Genomic DNA, 16,010 nt, shown 5'->3' on the forward strand with positions numbered 1-16,010 from the left:
GACGCCGATGAAGGATCTGGCGGGAAGAACCGCATTCGTCACCGGCGGGGCCAACGGCGTTGGCCTTGGCCTCGCACGGACGCTGCTGGCCGAGGGCTGCAAGGTGGCCATCGCCGATGTGCGCGAGGATGCGATTGCCGAGGCGCTGAAGACGCTGGAGAACCAGCCCGTGATCGGCGTGCCGCTCGACGTGTCCTCGCGCGAAGGCTTCGCCGAGGCGGCGGACCGGGTGGAGCGCGAGCTTGGGCCGGTGAGCCTGCTGTTCAACAATGCGGGGGTGAACCTTTTCCAGTCGATCGACGAATCTTCCTACGACGACTGGGACTGGCTGCTGGGCGTGAACCTGCACGGCGTTATCAACGGCGTGGCGACGTTCGTTCCGCGCATGAAGGAGCGCGGGCAGGGCGGGCATGTCTGCAACACGGCCTCGATGGCGGCATTCCTCGGTAGCGGGGTGCCGGGCATCTACAACACCACCAAGTTCGCGGTGCGCGGGCTCAGCGAATCCCTGCGCTACAGCCTCGCTCCGCACGGGATCGGGGTTTCGATGCTTTGCCCCGGGCTGGTGAAGACGCATATCTACGCCAGCGACGAGATCCGCCCCGAAGCGCTCAAGGCAGGGGCCAAGGCGGTGAACACGGCCTTCGTCGGCCAGCTCGAACAAGTCCATCAGGCTGGCATGGAGCCTGAAGTAATCGCGCGGCGCACCATCGATGCGGTGAAGGAGAACCGGTTCTACGTGTTTTCCCATCCCGAATTTCGCGAGGAACTGGCGGAGGTCTTTGCCGAGGTCATCAGCGAGTTCAGGGATTATCCCGCCGATCCCGGCTTCGACGCGCGCATGAAGATCGAGGAAGGCCGCCGTGCGCGTTACAGGGAGGCGCGGGAAGCAGCCCGGCAGACGGTGTAAGGCGGGGGCGGCTGAATGTGTCAGTCCGCCTCGCGCGCGTCGAAACGAAGGCGGGCGCTGCGAATGACCTGCTGGCGCTCGTTCACCCAGTCGATCATGCCGCGCGCCCGGTCGCCCAGTTCCACGCCGAGCGGGGTGAGGGCATAAGTCACGCGCGGCGGTATGTCCTCGCTCACCGTCCGTTCGGCAAAGCCGTCGCGTTCGAGCGTGCGCAGCTTGAGCGTCAGCACGCGCTGCGAAATGTCGCCTTCTTCGGAAAGGTCGCAAAGCGTGCGTCGCAGGTCGGCGTGGCGTCTTTCGCCGGTCCTGAGCACCAGCAGGATCAGCGTCGACCAGCGATCGCCCAGCAGGCCCATGACGCTGCGCACCGGGGCGTCGCGCGCGGTGCCATGCGCCTGCATGTCCGCCGCGAGTTCGGCGATGCCCCCGCGCTCCTGCTCCCCGCGCCCCTGCTCCCCGCTTTCCAATTTACCTGCATCCATCATCGCGAGGGCACAAAAAAGTGCCTTCTTCCTGCTGCCTTCCGACACTTTATGACCTTTGCGGGCAAGATCAATCATGGGAGAGAAACATGGCCATTGACGCCATCCGCCTCGACGGAAAAGTCGCCATCGTAACCGGCGGCGCCGGCGGGATCGGTTCCGCCACCGCGCGCCTCATGACCGCGCGCGGGGCCAGGGTCGCCATTGCCGACATCGCCTTCGAAGCGGCGACCGCGCTGGCGGAGGAATTGCCTGGTGCGATCGCGGTGCCGCTCGATCTCGAGGACGAAGGCTCGATCGAGGCGATGATCGCCGCCACCTTGCGCCACTTCGGACAGCTCGATGTGCTGCACAACAATGCTGCGCTGCTCGGTCCTGAAATCGCGCGGGACGATGGCGATATCGAGGGCATGGATACCGCGCTGTGGGAACGGACTTACCGGATCAATGTGCGCGGAACCATGATCGCCTGCCGCGCCGCGCTGCCGCACTTGCGGGAAAGCCGGGGCAACGTGGTCAACACGGTCACCAATCTGGCATTGCAGGGCCATGTCATCCAGGCCGCCTATGCCTCTTCCAAGGCGGCGGTCATCCAGATGACGCGATCCATCGCGGCCAGCCACGGCATCCACGGCATACGCTGCAATGCCGTTGCGCCGGGGATGACGATGACGCCCGCCCTGCGGGAAGCCTTCCCCCCGCCGCTTCGCAAGATGGTGGAGGATGAGACCCTGCGGGATCGGCTGGGCGAGCCCGGCGACATCGCCGAAGCGGTGGCCTTCCTCGCTTCGGAAGCGGCGCGCAACATCACGGGCCAGGTGCTCGTCGCCGATGGCGGCTGCGCCAGCCATGTCCCCGGCATCGCTCCGTTCCGCGCCTTTCTTGCGGGAGGCGAGGCATGAGCCAGTACGATATCGTCGTCATGGGCGGAGGGCACAACGGCCTCGTTGCCGCCGCCTACATGGCCAAGGCGGGCAAGAAGGTGATCGTGCTCGAACGCAAGCCCCACTACGGCGGCGGCGTTTCCACGCGTGAGCTGATCCAGCCCGGCTTCTGGCATGACGAACACTCCAACGTGCACATCATGATTCAGGGCAACCCGATGCTGCGCGAGGACGAACTGGGCCTCTTGGGCAAGTTCGGTCTCGAATACATCTATCCCGAACTGCCCCATGCCTCGATCTGGGAGGACGGCACGATCGTGCGCTCGTGGCGCGATCTCGACCGGACTTGCGAGGAAATCGCCATGTTCTCGCCAAGGGATGCGGAGGCCTATCGCAAGTTCGCCACCGCCTCGATGGCGGCGCTGCCCATGTTCATGTCCGGCCTCTATGCCCCGCCGTTCCCGATGGGGGCCTTCGTGGCGATGATGGACCAGTCGGACGAGGGGCGTTTCCTCCTCGATGTCATGCAGCGTTCGGCGCTCGACGTGGTGAACCAGTACTTCGAAAGCGACCTCCTGCGCATCCACATCGTGCGCATGGTCACCGAGAACCTCCAGATGCCCGATGAACTGGGCACCGGCATGGGTGCTTTCCTGATGCCGGGGATCATCCACGCCTATGGCTGTTCGATGCCCAGGGGCGGTTCCGGCCAGCTTTCCCACGCGCTGGTCCGCGCGATCGAGCATTTCGGCGGCGAAGTGCGGTGCAATGCCGAAGTGCGCCGGGTCATCGTCTCGGGCGGCAAGGCGGTCGGCCTCGAACTGGTGGATGGCGAGACGTTTACCGCCAAGGACGGCGTGATCGGCGCGATTCATCCGCATGTCCTGCGCAAGTTCGTGGCCGAAACGCCCGAGCCGGTGCTCCAGCGGGCGGAGCGGGTCACCCAGTCCACCTTCTCGATCAACCTCACGCACCTGACCCTGAAGGAGCGGCTGCGGCTGAAGGTCGGCAATGAAACCAATGCCATGATGACCGAACTGATGGACTTCTACACCATGCGCGACATGCTGCTGGAGTACGACAAGCTGCGGCGCGGCGAAGTGTCCGAACGGCTGATCGCTGGCGGGGACAACACGCTCTTCGACCCCAGCCGTGCCCCCGAAGGTGCAGGCGTGTTCTACGGGGTTAACTTCGCGCCCTATGATCTCTGGCCCGGCGGTCCGGCTTCGTGGGACGAACGCAAGGAGGAGATCGCCGACCGCGCGCTGGCGCAGTACCGGAAATTCTACGCGAACCTCGATGACGGCAACATCACCGGCCGCCTGATCCGCTCCCCCGTCGATCATGAGCGGGACAGCCCGGCCAGCTTCCTCAAGGGTGACATCCATGGCTGCGCGCCGTTCTTCTACCAGTCCGTCGCGCACCGGCCCACGCCGGACCTCGGTTCGCTCAGGGTTCCGGGGATCGAGGGGCTCTATCTCGTCGGGCCGTTCATGCATCCGGGCGGCGGGGTGTTCGGCGCGGGCCGGGCAACGGCGATCCAGATGATGGATGACCTCGATATCGAATTCGACAAGGTCTGCGCGGGAGCGGTGTGATGGTGGACAGGAAGAAGACTCCGGTGATGCGCATCCTCGATGCGCAGGACAAGGAACTGATGGCCGTGCGCCGGATCGAGCGGGACGGCGACAATCTGGTCATTCGCGGCAAGATCTTCGGCGCCATGCCGATGGTGGCGAAAGTCACGCCGCAGGAGGCACGCGCGGCGCTCCGACTGCTTGACGCGAAGACGGTGCTGTTCCTGCTGAGCCTGCTGTTTCGCAGGAGCCGCTGACAGCGCGGGGCATCGGCGGGCTCGATAGAAGCGATCCGATTCCATGCGTTTTTCCAGGCTGCTCCGGCCCCCCATAAGGGGACTCCGGAGCAGTCAGGATTGAAACAAGCATGAGCATTCTGGGAGTTGAGAGCGTTCTGTTCGGGGTGACGGACCTGGCGGAACATACGCGGTTCTGGACCGATTTCGGCCTGCCGCTGGAAAGCGCAGGAGCGGACGAAACGGTGTTCCGCCTCGCATCGGGCAGCCGGGTCATCCTCCTGCGCCACGGCGATGCGCGCCTGCCGAGCCCCGATCCGTTTCCCGGAGACGGCCTCAAGGAAACCGTCTGGGGCGTGGACACGGCCGACAGCCTCGAAGCGATTGCCGTCAGCCTGGCGCGCGACGTTGCCGTTTCCCGCAATGCGGACGGCGCCGTCCACGCTGTCTGCCCCGATGGTCAGCCGATTGCGCTGCGCGTGTGGGACAAGCGGGTGTTCCATTCCGAAGCGAGCCCGGTGAACACGCCCACCAGCTATCCGCGATTCAACCAGCACCGCATCTGGCGCCGGGCAGCGATACCCAAGACGATCAATCACGTCGTGTTCTTCTCTCCCGATTATGTCGGCAGCTTCGAATTCTACGAACGCCATTTCGGCTTCCGTTATGTCGATCATTCGAAGGGCTCGGGCATCTTCGCGCGGGCGGACGGCACGTATGAGCATCATTCGATCTTCTGGGTGAACTGCGACCTGCCTATCGCGCCCGACCACTTCAAATTCATGCACATCGCCTTCGGCATGGACGACATCGACGAAGTCATGCTGGGCGCCAACATCATGGAGCGAAAGGGCTGGAAGAACGAGAGCATGAACAGTTCGGGCGGCATATCCCGCCACCGCATTTCCAGCGCGATCTACTATTACTGCGACATGCCCGGAAAGGCGGGCGAAGCGGAGTACCACGCCGACACCGACTATCTGGACGACAACTGGGTGCCGCGCGCCTGGGATTTCCGCTTCGGTTCGCTGCTCTGGTCGAACAATGCCCCGCCGATCTTCCGGGGCGACAATATTCCCTGGGACATGGCGTTCGACGCCGATCGCGCCAGTTTCGCGCCGTTTCGCAAGACCCGGCCCGGCAAGCTCCCGGTCCATGGCAAGCTGAACGAACTGACCGAGGACGACGAGCACGCGCTTTGACGGTGCGGGGCTGACGGATCGGCCGGCTTGCGACTTGCATGGCGGCCGCAGTCGTATAAATTGGAATAATAATTCTTGAATGGGAGGGCGCGTGCCATCACGTCGCAGTTTCGTCGCGTCCTGCGGGGTGATCGTGGGAAGCGCGCTGCTTCCGGGTTTCGGCCGTGCGGAAACCTATCGCCGGATCCCGCAGAAGGCGTCGGCACGGGTCATCGTGGACAACGATTTTGCCGGCGATCCGGACGGTCTGGTCGCGCTGGCGCATCAGTTGCTGTCGCCCCGTACCCATACCGTGCTTGTCACTGCATCCGCGCTCGACCCGAAGCTGCTGGGCGATGTGCCTGCCGGAACCACGGCTGCTGCCGGACGCGCCGTGGCGAAGGAACTCATCCGCCGCGCGGGGATCGCAAAGGCGCCGCCGGTGATGGCCGGATCGGAACTGCTGGGCGCCGTCCAGCCCGAGGCGAGCGCTGCGGCGCGGGCCATCGTGGCCGAGGCCATGCGCGACGATCCCCTGCCGCTCTACTTCACTTGCGGCGGCCCGCTCACCAACCTTGCGGCGGCGCTGCGCCTTGAACCGAAGATCGCCGGACGCATGACGGTGATCTGGATCGGAGGCGGCGCCTATCCGGCGGGCGGCTGGGAATACAATCTTTCCTCCGACATCGCCGCCGCACAGATCGTGATCGAGCAGTCGAAAGTGCCGCTCTGGCAGATTCCGCAGGATGCCTATCGGCAGATGCAGTTCTCGGTCGCGGAACTGGCCGAGCAGCTTCGGCCGATCTCGCCCTTCGGCGAATGGCTCTACGACCGTTTCACGACGCCGCCCGCGTTCGTCGATGTGGGCGGAAGCTGGCCGCTGGGCGACAGCCCGACCGTGTTGCTCAGCGCGATTTCGCAGGAGAGCAGCACGCATGTCGATCTGCCCGGCCGGCGGATCAAGGCGGACTGCACATATGGTGAGGAAATCGCGGGGCGGAGCCTGCGCGTGTTCCGAACGCTGGATGCGCGGCTTACGTTCGGAGATTTCTTTGCCCTGATGCGGCTCCACGCGCGCAGGTGAAGTTTAGCTCAGCAGGCCTGCACGAAATGCTCGACCGAGGGGGCTTCGACGAAGAAGGGTCCTGCCAGCGCGCGCCAGGCCTGAAAACCTTCGGACTCGCGGAAATCGACCAAGTGGGCCTCTACGCTCTCCCAGCCGACCACGAGGTGATAGCGCGCGGGATTCTCCACCGAGCGTTGCAGTGCGAAGGAGACGAAGCCCTTGGCCGCTTCGAAATGCGGGCGGGCCTCGGCAACGGCCGCCTCGAAGGTGGCGGCGCGCGCCGGGTCGATGGTGAGGGTGGCGATTTCGTGGATCACAGGCTCGGCTCCTCGACGAATTCGATCAGGTTGCCCGCGCAGTCGCGGATGAAGCAGCCCTTGCCGAAGGCCTCCCGCACCACGAATGCCACGTCCGCGTGCTTTTCCGCCATTTCCGTCAGGAACACTTCGAGGTCTTCCACCCGGAAGGCAACGTGCTTGTTGCCATGGGTCTTGAGATCGCGCGGAGGGAAGCGGCGGTCTTCGGGGAGGGCGGCGGCACCTTCCACCTCGAAGATCTCGAACCGCAGCGGGCCCTTGCGGACCATGGCGGTGCGGGATTTCGCCGCCTCGATATAGAACTTTTTCTCGACCTCGAAGCCGAGCACGCGGCCGTACCAGTCGATCGCCTCGTCAAGGCTGGGGACGGAAACGCCGCCGTGGTGGAAGGTGAATTCGGCCATCTGGATCAGCCCATTTCCGAGAAGGTTTCGGCGCACCAGTCGGCGATATAGTCGCGCATGCCGGTGCCGTTGTCGGCGCCGCAGTGCTCTACCTCGAAATCCTTCCTGGTGAAGATGCGGAGCGTGCGCCTGGGGCTGTTCACCGCCTGATCGTAGCTGAGCTGCGCGTTGAAGGCGGGGATCTGGCGGTCGTTCTCGCCGTGGGTGACGAGGAAGGGCATGCGGATTTTCTCCACCTGCCCGTCGAGCGTGATCTGGTCGGCATATTCGAGGAAAGCGTCGCGGTCTTCGATCCCGAACACCCACATGACGTGATCCCAGTAGTGCGGCACCGGGTTCTCGCCCTCGTTGGCGAGGCGTTCGCGCTGGCGGCGGCCCCAGACGTGGTTGGCGCCCATCACCGCGCAGAGCGCATAGCGCGGCTCGTTGGCGGCGATGCGCGGCGCGTGGTAGCCGCCGAAGGAGAGGCCGAAAATGCCGATACGGTCGTGGATCACATCGCTGCGCGTCAGCAGGTATTCGAGCGCGGGCGTGCCCCAGCGCTCACCGTCGAACACGGCGGGAAGGCCGCGCTTGCGGATCGCCTCGCCGGTGCCGGGCTGGTCCACGAACAGGGTGTTCATCCCCCGCTCCAGGTTCGACTGGCCATGCCCCGCCATGCAGACCTGCTCCTTCATCGAATCGAGCCCGTTGACCGAGACCAGCGTGGGGCGCGGCGTGCCCGAACCGTCGTGGACGAAAATGGCGGTGTAGGCGCCGTCCTCGTAGGGAATCTCCACTTTGTCGACATGCAGCCCGCGCAGCTTCGCGCCCTTGTGGAACAGTTCCAGACCCTTGTCATAGGCCGCCCAGCGCGGGGCATAGTCGCGGCTCTGCATCCGTTCGGCAGCGAGGTAATAGCCGGAGGCGCGCAAGTACTTGGTGCCGGCGGAGAGCAGGTAGCCGGCGGCCTCGTCGCCTTCCGCATTGGCCGTGACCTGATCGGCGACGGCGATCCAGCTATCGAACATCTGTGCGGAACCGGCATCGGCGCCGGCCTCGCTCGCTTCCATGATCGGGCGGTTGGCCTCGTCGATCTCGCCGTAATTGCCCCCGCAAGCGAGCGCGAGGTTGGTGGCGAGGTTCCAGACGTAGTTTCCGGGGAACGGTTCGAACATGATCTATCCTGAAAGGGTAAGGGAGTTATTCGGCGGTCCAGCCGCCATCGACGACAAGGCTGGTGCCGGTCATCAGCGCGGAAGCGTCGGAGGCGAGGAACAGCACCGCGCCCATCAGATCCTCCACCTGACCGATGCGGCCGAGCTTGATTTTGGAAAGCACGCTGGCTTTGAACGCCTCGTCCTCGAAGAACGGCCGGGTCAGCGGGGTTTCGATGAAAGTGGGCGCGATGGTGTTGGAGCGGATGCCGTGCGGGGCAAGGTCCAGCGCCATGGCCTTGTTCATGCCCTCCAGCGCCCATTTGCTGGCGCAGTAAAGCGCGCGGTTCGGTCCGCCCACGTGCCCCATCTGGCTGCCCATGTGAATCAGGCTGCCCGGCGTGCCGGTATCGATCATCCGCGTCACGCAGGCCTGCGCCACGAAGAAGGCGGACTTGAGATTGAGGTCGAGCACGGCGTCGTAATCGTCCTCGCTCACCTCCCACATCGGCTTGGGGCGGTTGGTGCCGGCATTGTTGACGAGGACGTGGAACGGCGCGCGGTCCGCGAAGAATGCGGCGACAGCGCCGAGGTCCGAAACGTCGAGTGTCGCGGCCTTGGTGCCATTCCCGATCTCCTCGGCTGCCGCGTCGATCTCTGCCGAGGTGCGGGCAACAAGCGTGACCTCCGCGCCCGCTGCCGCCAGCGAGGCGGCGGCGCCGAGGCCGATGCCTCGGCCCGCCCCGGTCACCAGAGCCCGTCGCCCGTCAAGGCGCAGGCTCGGCGTCTGCGGGATCGCCACGGTCAGGCCGCCGTTTCGGGTGTCGGTTCGGCCTGCCCGGCATAGGGCACGTTGCGCCCGCCGAAGCGGCGCACGCGGATATTGGCCTGCTCGCCGTGCCCCGCGAAGCCTTCCAGCGCGCAGAGACGCGAGCAATATTCGCCGATCAGCGCCGAAGCCTCGTCGGTAGTGACGCGCTGATAGGTGCAGGTCTTCAGGAATTTGCCGACCCAGAGACCGCCCGTGTAACGCGCCGATTTCTTCGTCGGCAGCGTGTGGTTGGTGCCGATCACCTTGTCGCCGAAGCTGACATTGGTGCGGCTCCCCAGGAACAGCGCGCCGTAATTGGTCATGTTCTGGAGGAAGTAGTCCGGATCGGCGGTCATCACCTGCACGTGCTCGCTGGCGATCTCGTCGGCGATGTTGACCATCTCCTCGTAGCTGTCGGCCACGATCACTTCGCCGAAGTTCTCCCAGGCCTTGCGGGCATGATCGGCGGTGGGGAGGATCTGGAGCAGTCGCTCGATCTCGGCCATGGTGGCGCGGGCGAACTTCTCGGAATTGGTCAGCAGCACGCCGGGGCTGTCAGGCCCGTGCTCGACCTGGCCGAGGATATCGGTGGCGGCGATTTCGGGGTCGCAGCCGATCTCGTCGGCAATGATCAGCGTTTCGGTGGGGCCTGCGAACAGGTCGATGCCGACGCGGCCGAAAAGCTGGCGCTTGGCTTCGGCGACGAAGGCATTGCCGGGGCCGACGAGGATATCGACCGGATCGATGCTCTGCGTGCCGATCGCCATCGCGCCGACGGCCTGAATACCGCCCAGCGCATAGATCGCATCGGCCCCGGCCATGGCTTGGGCTGCGACAATGGCGCGCGCCGGCTTGCCCTGGAACGGCGGGGCGCAGGTCACGACGCGCTTTACCCCCGCAACCTTGGCGGTGATCACCGACATGTGCGCGGAGGCGAGCAGCGGATACTTGCCGCCGGGCACGTAGCAGCCGGCCGAACCCAGCGGGATGTTCCTGTGGCCGAGCACGACGCCGGGCAGCGTCTCGACCTCCACGTCCTTCATCGAATCGCGCTGGATCTGGGCGAAGTTCTTCACTTGCGCCTGCGCGAACTCGATGTCCTTGCATTCCTGCGGGGTCAGGCTGTCGACGCAGGCGTCGATCTCGGCCTGTGAAAGGCGATAGTCGTCGCGGTCCCAGCCGTCGAACTTGATGGACATCTCGCGCACCGCTTCGTCGCCGCGCTTCTCGATATCGGCAAGTGCCGCCTCGACGATGTCGCGAACCTTGCGATCCGCGTCTGCCTTTGCCTCGGCAGTGGCGCCGCGCTTCAGCCAGGTGGCCATTGTATTCTCCCGATCCGGTGTGACGTGATTTTCATCGGACCTAGCGCCGGCGGGCGAGCGGGGACCATCGCATGTTATCGATGGCTTGCTATCGATCCTATGCCGTTGTTGCCGCAGGGGGGCTTCGCTAGCCGTTCTTCCAAGCAAAGAGCATTCCGGGAGAACAAGGAACAATGCGCCTCGCCACTCTCGATGACGGCACCCCCGACGGGCGCCTCGTCGTCGTTTCGCCCGAGGGCGACCGTTTCGCGCCTGCGCCTGTGGATACGCTGCAGCAGGCGATGGAAAGCTGGGCCTTCGTCGCGCCCGTGCTGGCCGGGATTTCGGAGTTTCCCGAAGCATTGGATGCCGCGTTGCTGCGTGCTCCGTTGCCGCGTGCGTGGCAGTGGCTCGATGGCTCCGCTTTCGCCTGCCACGGCGAACTGATGGACAAGGCACTCGGCGTGGTGCCGGTGAAGACCGGCAAGCCGCTGATGTATCAGGGTACTTCCGACAAGTTTTACGGCCCTGCCGAGGACGTGCGCTTCCTCAGCGAAGAGAACGGCATCGATTTCGAAGGCGAATTTGGCGTGATCGTCGATGCCGTGCCGATGGGGACTTCGGCTGAGGACTGCATGAAGCACATCCGCCTGATCGTGCAGATCAACGACTGGTCGCTGCGCAAACTGGCCGGGCCGGAGATGAAGACCGGCTTCGGCTGGGTTCAGGCCAAGCCGCCCTGTTCGATGGCGCCCTTTGCGGTCACGCCGGAAGAACTGGGCGATGAGTGGCGCAACGGCCGCGTCTGCATGAACCTCTTGGTGGACTGGAACGGCCAGCGCTTTGGCGCCGCCAATGGCGAGCCGATGGGGCATGGTTTCCACGAGCTGGTCGCCCACGCCTGTGCCACGCGCGATCTGGTGGCGGGCACGGTGATCGGATCGGGCACCGTTTCCAATGAGAATTACCGCGAGATCGGCTCCTCCTGCATCGCCGAGCGGCGCGGGATCGAACTGGTCGATTTCGGAGAGCCCCGCACCGAATTCATGCGCTTTGGCGACACCGTGCGGATGCAGGGAACCCTTGCCGATGGCCGCGCGCCGTTCGGCGTCATCGAACAGAAGGTCGTAAAGGCATGAGTGAAGTTCTTTCCGATTCCGGCCTGCCGCCGATCCAGCGCGTCGTTACCGGGCATGATGCGCAAGGCCGCGCGGTGTTCCGCTCCGAAGACGTGACGCCGACGAAAATGATCCCCTCGGGCGATGCCTCGTTCCTGACCATCTGGACGACCGCCACCGTCCCCGCCGACAACAACGACGAGATCGAGGGGCGCGAACGCCCCACCGGGACCACGCTGGAAGGCGGATCGGTGATCCGCGTGGTGGACATGCTGCCGGGCAAGCAGAGCCCGATGCACCGCACCAACTCGATCGACTACGGCATCGTGCTGAAGGGCGCGATCGAACTGGAGCTGGAAGACGGCCGCAAGACGATTGTGCGCGAAGGCGGCATCATCGTCCAGCGCGGGACCAACCATCTCTGGCGCAATACTACCGCAGAGGTTTGCCGGATCGCCTTCATCCTGATCGAGGCACCGGCCTATCTCCACAACGGCGTGCCGCTGGACGAGGCCAAGCCCGAGCAGGTCGATCCGGTCTACAACGCGGCGGCGGACAAGGGCTGATGTTCGACCTCTCCGGCAAAAGCGCGATCGTCACCGGCTCCACACGCGGGATCGGGCGCGCCATTGCCGAGGGGCTGATCGCACAAGGCGCGCGCGTGGTGATCTCCAGCGAGGATGCGCAGGACACCGCACGCGTCGCTGCCGAACTCGGGATGCCGGGCCAGCCTTGCGATGTGACCGACGATGCGGCGCTGGCCGCTTTGGTGGATCGCGCGGTGGCTGAATTCGGCGGGCTGGACGTGCTTGTCTGCAATGCCGGGATCACCGGCAGGGCGGGGCCTTTCGCCGATCTCGACATGGCCGACTATGCCCGTGTCATGGCGATCAATCTCACCAGTCAGGTCGCGCTCTGCAATCTGGCCCTGCCGAAAATCGCGGAGCGCGACGGCGGGGTTGCGGTGCTGGTTTCCAGCCTTTCGGGGCTGAGGGGCAACGGGCGAATCAACGCTTATGCTCTCGCCAAGGCGGGTGTTGCGCAACTGGCGCGTAATCTGGCGGTGGAGTGGGGGCCGCGCGGGGTGCGCGTGAATGCGATCTCGCCCGGTTTCATCGCCACCGAACTGTCAGGACCTTTGCTGGCGGACGAGGCCTTCATGGCCCGCCGCATGGCGATGACGCCGCTTCGCCGCCCCGGCACGCCGCAGGAGGTCGCAGGCGCTGCCGTGTTCCTGGCTTCCGACGCAGGGGCTTTCGTCACCGGGCACAACCTCGTGGTGGACGGCGGCACGCTGATAACCGACGGTAGCTGAAAAAAGCGCTTTGATATCAGGCCGGAAAGAGAACCGGCCGAAGGAAAGGGAGAGAATGACACGCCATCATGAACCGGGCATGCTGACCGGCATCTCGCTGCTGCTGCCGATCACGCTGACAACGATGGCGATCGTGCTGTTGACGCCGATCATTCCCGACCTGATGGCGCATTACCGCACGGTACCCGGACACGAATACTGGGTGCCGATGGTCCTGACGTTGCCTTCGCTCTGCGTGGCGCTGCTCTGTCCGCTCGCAGGGATGCTGGGCGACTGGTTCGGCCGGCGGCGCCTCCTGTTGGCGGCATTCCTGCTCTATGCGGTTGTTGGCGTCATGCCGGTTTTCCTGACCGACCTCACGCATATCCTGATCTCGCGCGTGGGCGTGGGGATTGCCGAAGCGCTGATCTACGTTCTTTCGACGACGATGATCGGCGACTATTACAAGGGTGCCTCGCGGGACAAATGGCTGGCGGCGCAGACCGCCTTCGCCTCGATGTCGGCGCTGCTCTTCTTCAACCTCGGCGGTATCATGGGCGAGGGTGGCTGGCGCACGCCGTTCTGGGCCTATGCCTCGGCGCTGGTGATGTTTGTCCTGGTCTGGAAGTTCACCTGGGAGCCCTCGGGGGACGGCTTCAGGGAAGAGGACGCCGATGCAGCGCCGCATAACCGCTCTTGGGAGGGGTTCCCCTGGGCAAGGATGGCGATGATCGTTGCCATTACCGTCTACGGTTCGGTGTTCTTCTATACGGTGCAGATCCAGGCACCGAGCGGGCTTGCCGAACTGGGCCTCGCCAGCCCGGCCGAGCGAGGTTTCCTGACCTCGATCGCTTCGATCGGCGTGCCGCTGGGCACCTTCCTCTATTCGCGGCTGGGCCGTAAGTGGCCTGTCGGCAGGCTGCTGCTCCTTGAATTCGCGCTGCTCTCGATGGGCTTCATGCTGATGGCCCGGTCTGGCGCGGTGCCGGGCTTCCTCGCCGGGTGCTTCGTCAACCAGGTAGGTGCGGGCCTGCTTCTGCCGACGTTGCTGGTGTGGTCCATGTCGATCCTGAAGTTCGAATTCCGTGGACGCGGAACCGGCTTCTGGCAATCGGCTTTCGCTTTCGGCCAGTTCCTTTCGCCCATCGTGGTGACCTTCGCGGGCCAGCGCACCGGGGGCTTGCTCGGCGCTTTCTCGGTGCTCTCGATAGCGGCGCTGGGCGGCGTGATAGTCGCCTTGCTGGCCGCGCGCGCGTCTCTTGGCAGGAACGGAGCGACGGCGCATGGCTGAGCGTCTGAACGACAAGATCGCGGTCGTCACGGGGGCGGCGAACGGCATCGGAGAAGGCGTGGCGGACATGTTCCGCAAGGAGGGCGCCGCGGTGATCGGTGTCGACCTTTCGGGAACGGATCGGAACTGCGACCTCACTGACGAAGCGGCCACGAACGCACTATTTGCGGAAATCGGCGCTTCGTGCGGGCGCATCGACATACTTGTGAACGCGGCGGCCTTTGCGGTGTTCGGCTGGATAGAGGACCTTGGTTATGCCGACTGGCGAAAAACGCTGACCGGCGAACTCGACATCGTCTATCTGGCGACCCGCGCGGCCTGGCCGTGGCTCAGGGCAAGCGGCAAGGCCAGCATCGTCAACTTCGCCTCGGCCAATGCCCGTCATGCCCTCGAAGGTTCTCCTGCGCTGGCGCATTGTGCGGGCAAGGGAGGCGTACTGGCCATGACGCGGCAGCTCGCGATGGAAGGCGCTCCGCATGGCATCCGCGCCAACACCATCGCGCCCGGTTTCATCCGCACTGCGGCCACCGCGCGCCACCTCGAGGCGGACCCGGCCTTCGAGCAGCAGGTTCTGGCGAAGAACATGCTCAAGCGACTCGGCGAGCCCGAGGACATCGCATGGGCCGCCACCTGGCTCGCAAGCGACGAGGCCCGGTACGTTACCGCTGCAGATATCGCGATCGATGCCGGCGCCACGGGTTGGTGACAGCGGCCAGAGGCGGCTTATCGTGCCCGCCTATCGTGCCGGCCTATCGTGCCGGCGGTGTTTTCTGCCCCGAAACATCCGGACCAGTGCCCTCCGCGTTAGGGTTTGAAGCCCCCAATTGCCCGTGTCTCGCACAATTTCGGCGCCGCGAAATCGCAGGGGCCGTTTACCTCCTATATTAGCCAATAGGTAAATGTCCGGATTGCACCGCGGATTGGTGTGTCCGATAGAATTCATCCTTGCGGCCTTGTTTACCTTTCCCTAGGCCGCAAACTGTATAAGTCACTGAATTCCGATGGATAGCGCGATTGGGGTGCGATCTGTCGGGGGGTGATTTTGGGGCATTATAGTTTGGTGGGGCATGACCGAAATTAAGCAAAAGAATCGCAAGGCCGTCGATGTGGCAGCCGGTGTTGACGCCGCTGTCGGTGGCACCGTTGCAGGCGCTGTCGCGGGTGGGGCCGTGGCTGAGCCGCAGGTGAACGGCAGTCTGCCGCTCTACCGCGAACCGCGGCCTGTACACAGCGTCACGCACGCCGATGCAGCTGTCGTCGTCGCGCCGACCGATTTCGGCTTTGCCGCTACCGCACCGATGATCCAGCTCACTGTTGATGAGTTCGAGCGCGCGGCACTCGACTATCCGATCCTGTTCTTCGGCGAAGATCGTCAGCCCTACGTCGTTACCGGCCTCGAAGCCGAGCGGAACCTTTTCGTTTCGGAAGGGCGCTATCAGGCGGGGGCCTATATTCCGGCCTACCTGCGCCGTTATCCCTTCGTCTTCGCCCGTGACGAGGGAAGCGATCGCCTGATCCTCTGCCTGGACCACGCGTCGGGCCGCGTTGCGAACAGGGGCGATGAAGATTCGGTCGTCCTTTTCGAAAAGGGCGAACCTACCGAACTGACGCTGCAGGCGCTGCACTTCTGCGAGAATTACGAAGCGGCTCAGGCACGCACCCGCGTTCTCATTGCCCTGCTGGACGAACTCGACCTGTTCGAGCCCAAGCGGGTCCATTACACGGCGCCGAATTCGACCGAGCCGAGCCTGCTGGTGGAATATGTGACCGTGAACCGCGCCCGGTTCGAGGGGCTGGATTCCGAACAGTTCCTGCGGCTGCGCGAAGCGGGAGCGCTGCCCGCGATCCATGCGCAGATCGCTTCGCAAGCGAAGTGGGACGCCCTGGCGGCCGTCGCGCGCGACACCTGACACCGACCGACCGGCACCGCCTTGCCTGCTCCCGGTGGGAGCGGGGAGGGCGGCGTTGACTCGCGTGCGCGTAATCAAACCGGAAAAAA

The 16,010-nt window shown here is 64.8% G+C and carries 18 protein-coding genes; 12 read left to right on the plus strand and 6 right to left on the minus strand.

The annotated features are described in order from the left end of the window. Positions 1 to 7 precede the first annotated feature (7 nt). A complete protein-coding gene (locus ACXJ16_RS25225; protein ID WP_463922474.1) occupies positions 8 to 910 on the plus strand; it encodes an SDR family NAD(P)-dependent oxidoreductase in 903 nt (300 codons plus the stop codon). Positions 911 to 930: 20 nt separating this feature from the next. On the opposite strand, the gene ACXJ16_RS25230 is transcribed toward ACXJ16_RS25225, so the two are convergent. After that, positions 931 to 1,395 (minus strand): winged helix-turn-helix transcriptional regulator, encoded by a 465-nt coding sequence (locus ACXJ16_RS25230; RefSeq protein WP_463922475.1) that lies wholly within the window; start codon positions 1,393 to 1,395, stop codon positions 931 to 933. Positions 1,396 to 1,481: 86 nt separating this feature from the next. Here ACXJ16_RS25230 and ACXJ16_RS25235 point away from each other — a divergent pair, with 86 nt between their 5' ends. The 5 genes from ACXJ16_RS25235 (at position 1,482) to ACXJ16_RS25255 (ending at position 6,354) form a co-directional block, all read left to right on the plus strand. Next, on the plus strand, positions 1,482 to 2,294 hold the full coding sequence (locus ACXJ16_RS25235; protein ID WP_463922476.1) for an SDR family NAD(P)-dependent oxidoreductase: 813 nt from the start codon (positions 1,482 to 1,484) through the stop codon (positions 2,292 to 2,294). Continuing rightward, on the plus strand, positions 2,291 to 3,874 hold the full coding sequence (locus ACXJ16_RS25240) for a phytoene desaturase family protein (RefSeq protein WP_463922477.1): 1,584 nt from the start codon (positions 2,291 to 2,293) through the stop codon (positions 3,872 to 3,874). Before ACXJ16_RS25235 ends, ACXJ16_RS25240 begins: the two co-directional genes overlap by 4 nt. Then, positions 3,874 to 4,110 (plus strand): hypothetical protein, encoded by a 237-nt coding sequence (locus ACXJ16_RS25245; protein ID WP_463922478.1) that lies wholly within the window; start codon positions 3,874 to 3,876, stop codon positions 4,108 to 4,110. The genes ACXJ16_RS25240 and ACXJ16_RS25245 overlap by 1 nt, the downstream gene beginning before the upstream one ends. Positions 4,111 to 4,220: 110 nt before the next feature. Further along, positions 4,221 to 5,291 carry a VOC family protein gene (locus tag ACXJ16_RS25250; RefSeq protein WP_463922480.1) on the plus strand — a complete coding sequence of 357 codons (1,071 nt, stop codon included), beginning with the start codon at positions 4,221 to 4,223 and terminating at the stop codon, positions 5,289 to 5,291. 91 nt (positions 5,292 to 5,382) lie between these two features. Further along, positions 5,383 to 6,354, plus strand: a complete 972-nt coding sequence (locus tag ACXJ16_RS25255; protein WP_463922481.1) for a nucleoside hydrolase — start codon at positions 5,383 to 5,385, stop codon at positions 6,352 to 6,354. 8 nt (positions 6,355 to 6,362) lie between these two features. Here the strand turns inward: ACXJ16_RS25255 and ACXJ16_RS25260 are convergent, their stop codons facing one another. Genes ACXJ16_RS25260 through hisD form a run of 5 tightly spaced genes read right to left on the minus strand, consistent with a single transcriptional unit; the run spans position 6,363 to position 10,329 of the window. Then, positions 6,363 to 6,653 carry an antibiotic biosynthesis monooxygenase family protein gene (locus ACXJ16_RS25260; RefSeq protein ID WP_463922482.1) on the minus strand — a complete coding sequence of 97 codons (291 nt, stop codon included), beginning with the start codon at positions 6,651 to 6,653 and terminating at the stop codon, positions 6,363 to 6,365. After that, a complete protein-coding gene (locus ACXJ16_RS25265) occupies positions 6,650 to 7,057 on the minus strand; it encodes a VOC family protein (RefSeq protein ID WP_054436051.1) in 408 nt (135 codons plus the stop codon). Before ACXJ16_RS25265 ends, ACXJ16_RS25260 begins: the two co-directional genes overlap by 4 nt. A 5-nt stretch (positions 7,058 to 7,062) precedes the next feature. Then, a complete protein-coding gene (locus ACXJ16_RS25270) occupies positions 7,063 to 8,214 on the minus strand; it encodes an alpha/beta hydrolase (RefSeq protein ID WP_463922483.1) in 1,152 nt (383 codons plus the stop codon). Positions 8,215 to 8,239: 25 nt separating this feature from the next. Next, entirely contained in the window at positions 8,240 to 8,995 is a 756-nt protein-coding gene (locus ACXJ16_RS25275) for an SDR family NAD(P)-dependent oxidoreductase (protein WP_463922484.1), read from the minus strand. A 2-nt stretch (positions 8,996 to 8,997) separates the two neighbouring features. Further along, positions 8,998 to 10,329: a histidinol dehydrogenase gene (gene hisD, locus ACXJ16_RS25280; RefSeq protein WP_463922485.1), complete on the minus strand. Its 1,332-nt coding sequence runs from the start codon at positions 10,327 to 10,329 to the stop codon at positions 8,998 to 9,000. Positions 10,330 to 10,502: 173 nt separating this feature from the next. Here hisD and ACXJ16_RS25285 point away from each other — a divergent pair, with 173 nt between their 5' ends. The 6 genes from ACXJ16_RS25285 to ACXJ16_RS25310 all read left to right on the plus strand — a co-directional run bounded on the left by ACXJ16_RS25285 (position 10,503) and on the right by ACXJ16_RS25310 (position 15,921). After that, complete coding sequence (locus ACXJ16_RS25285; RefSeq protein ID WP_463922486.1) at positions 10,503 to 11,447, plus strand: fumarylacetoacetate hydrolase family protein; 945 nt, start codon at positions 10,503 to 10,505, stop codon at positions 11,445 to 11,447. Continuing rightward, the gene (locus ACXJ16_RS25290) at positions 11,444 to 11,992 is read left to right on the plus strand and encodes a cupin domain-containing protein (RefSeq protein ID WP_463922487.1); all 549 of its coding nucleotides are present in this window, start codon (positions 11,444 to 11,446) and stop codon (positions 11,990 to 11,992) included. The genes ACXJ16_RS25285 and ACXJ16_RS25290 overlap by 4 nt, the downstream gene beginning before the upstream one ends. Beyond that, positions 11,992 to 12,741: an SDR family NAD(P)-dependent oxidoreductase gene (locus tag ACXJ16_RS25295; protein WP_463922488.1), complete on the plus strand. Its 750-nt coding sequence runs from the start codon at positions 11,992 to 11,994 to the stop codon at positions 12,739 to 12,741. Before ACXJ16_RS25290 ends, ACXJ16_RS25295 begins: the two co-directional genes overlap by 1 nt. A 55-nt stretch (positions 12,742 to 12,796) precedes the next feature. Further along, complete coding sequence (locus ACXJ16_RS25300) at positions 12,797 to 14,011, plus strand: MFS transporter (RefSeq protein ID WP_463922490.1); 1,215 nt, start codon at positions 12,797 to 12,799, stop codon at positions 14,009 to 14,011. Further along, on the plus strand, positions 14,004 to 14,717 hold the full coding sequence (locus tag ACXJ16_RS25305) for an SDR family NAD(P)-dependent oxidoreductase (protein WP_463922491.1): 714 nt from the start codon (positions 14,004 to 14,006) through the stop codon (positions 14,715 to 14,717). Before ACXJ16_RS25300 ends, ACXJ16_RS25305 begins: the two co-directional genes overlap by 8 nt. Before the next feature lie 361 nt (positions 14,718 to 15,078). After that, the gene (locus tag ACXJ16_RS25310; RefSeq protein WP_054436060.1) at positions 15,079 to 15,921 is read left to right on the plus strand and encodes a SapC family protein; all 843 of its coding nucleotides are present in this window, start codon (positions 15,079 to 15,081) and stop codon (positions 15,919 to 15,921) included. Positions 15,922 to 16,010 lie beyond the last annotated feature (89 nt).

Source organism: Novosphingobium sp. TK71 (assembly GCF_055361505.1).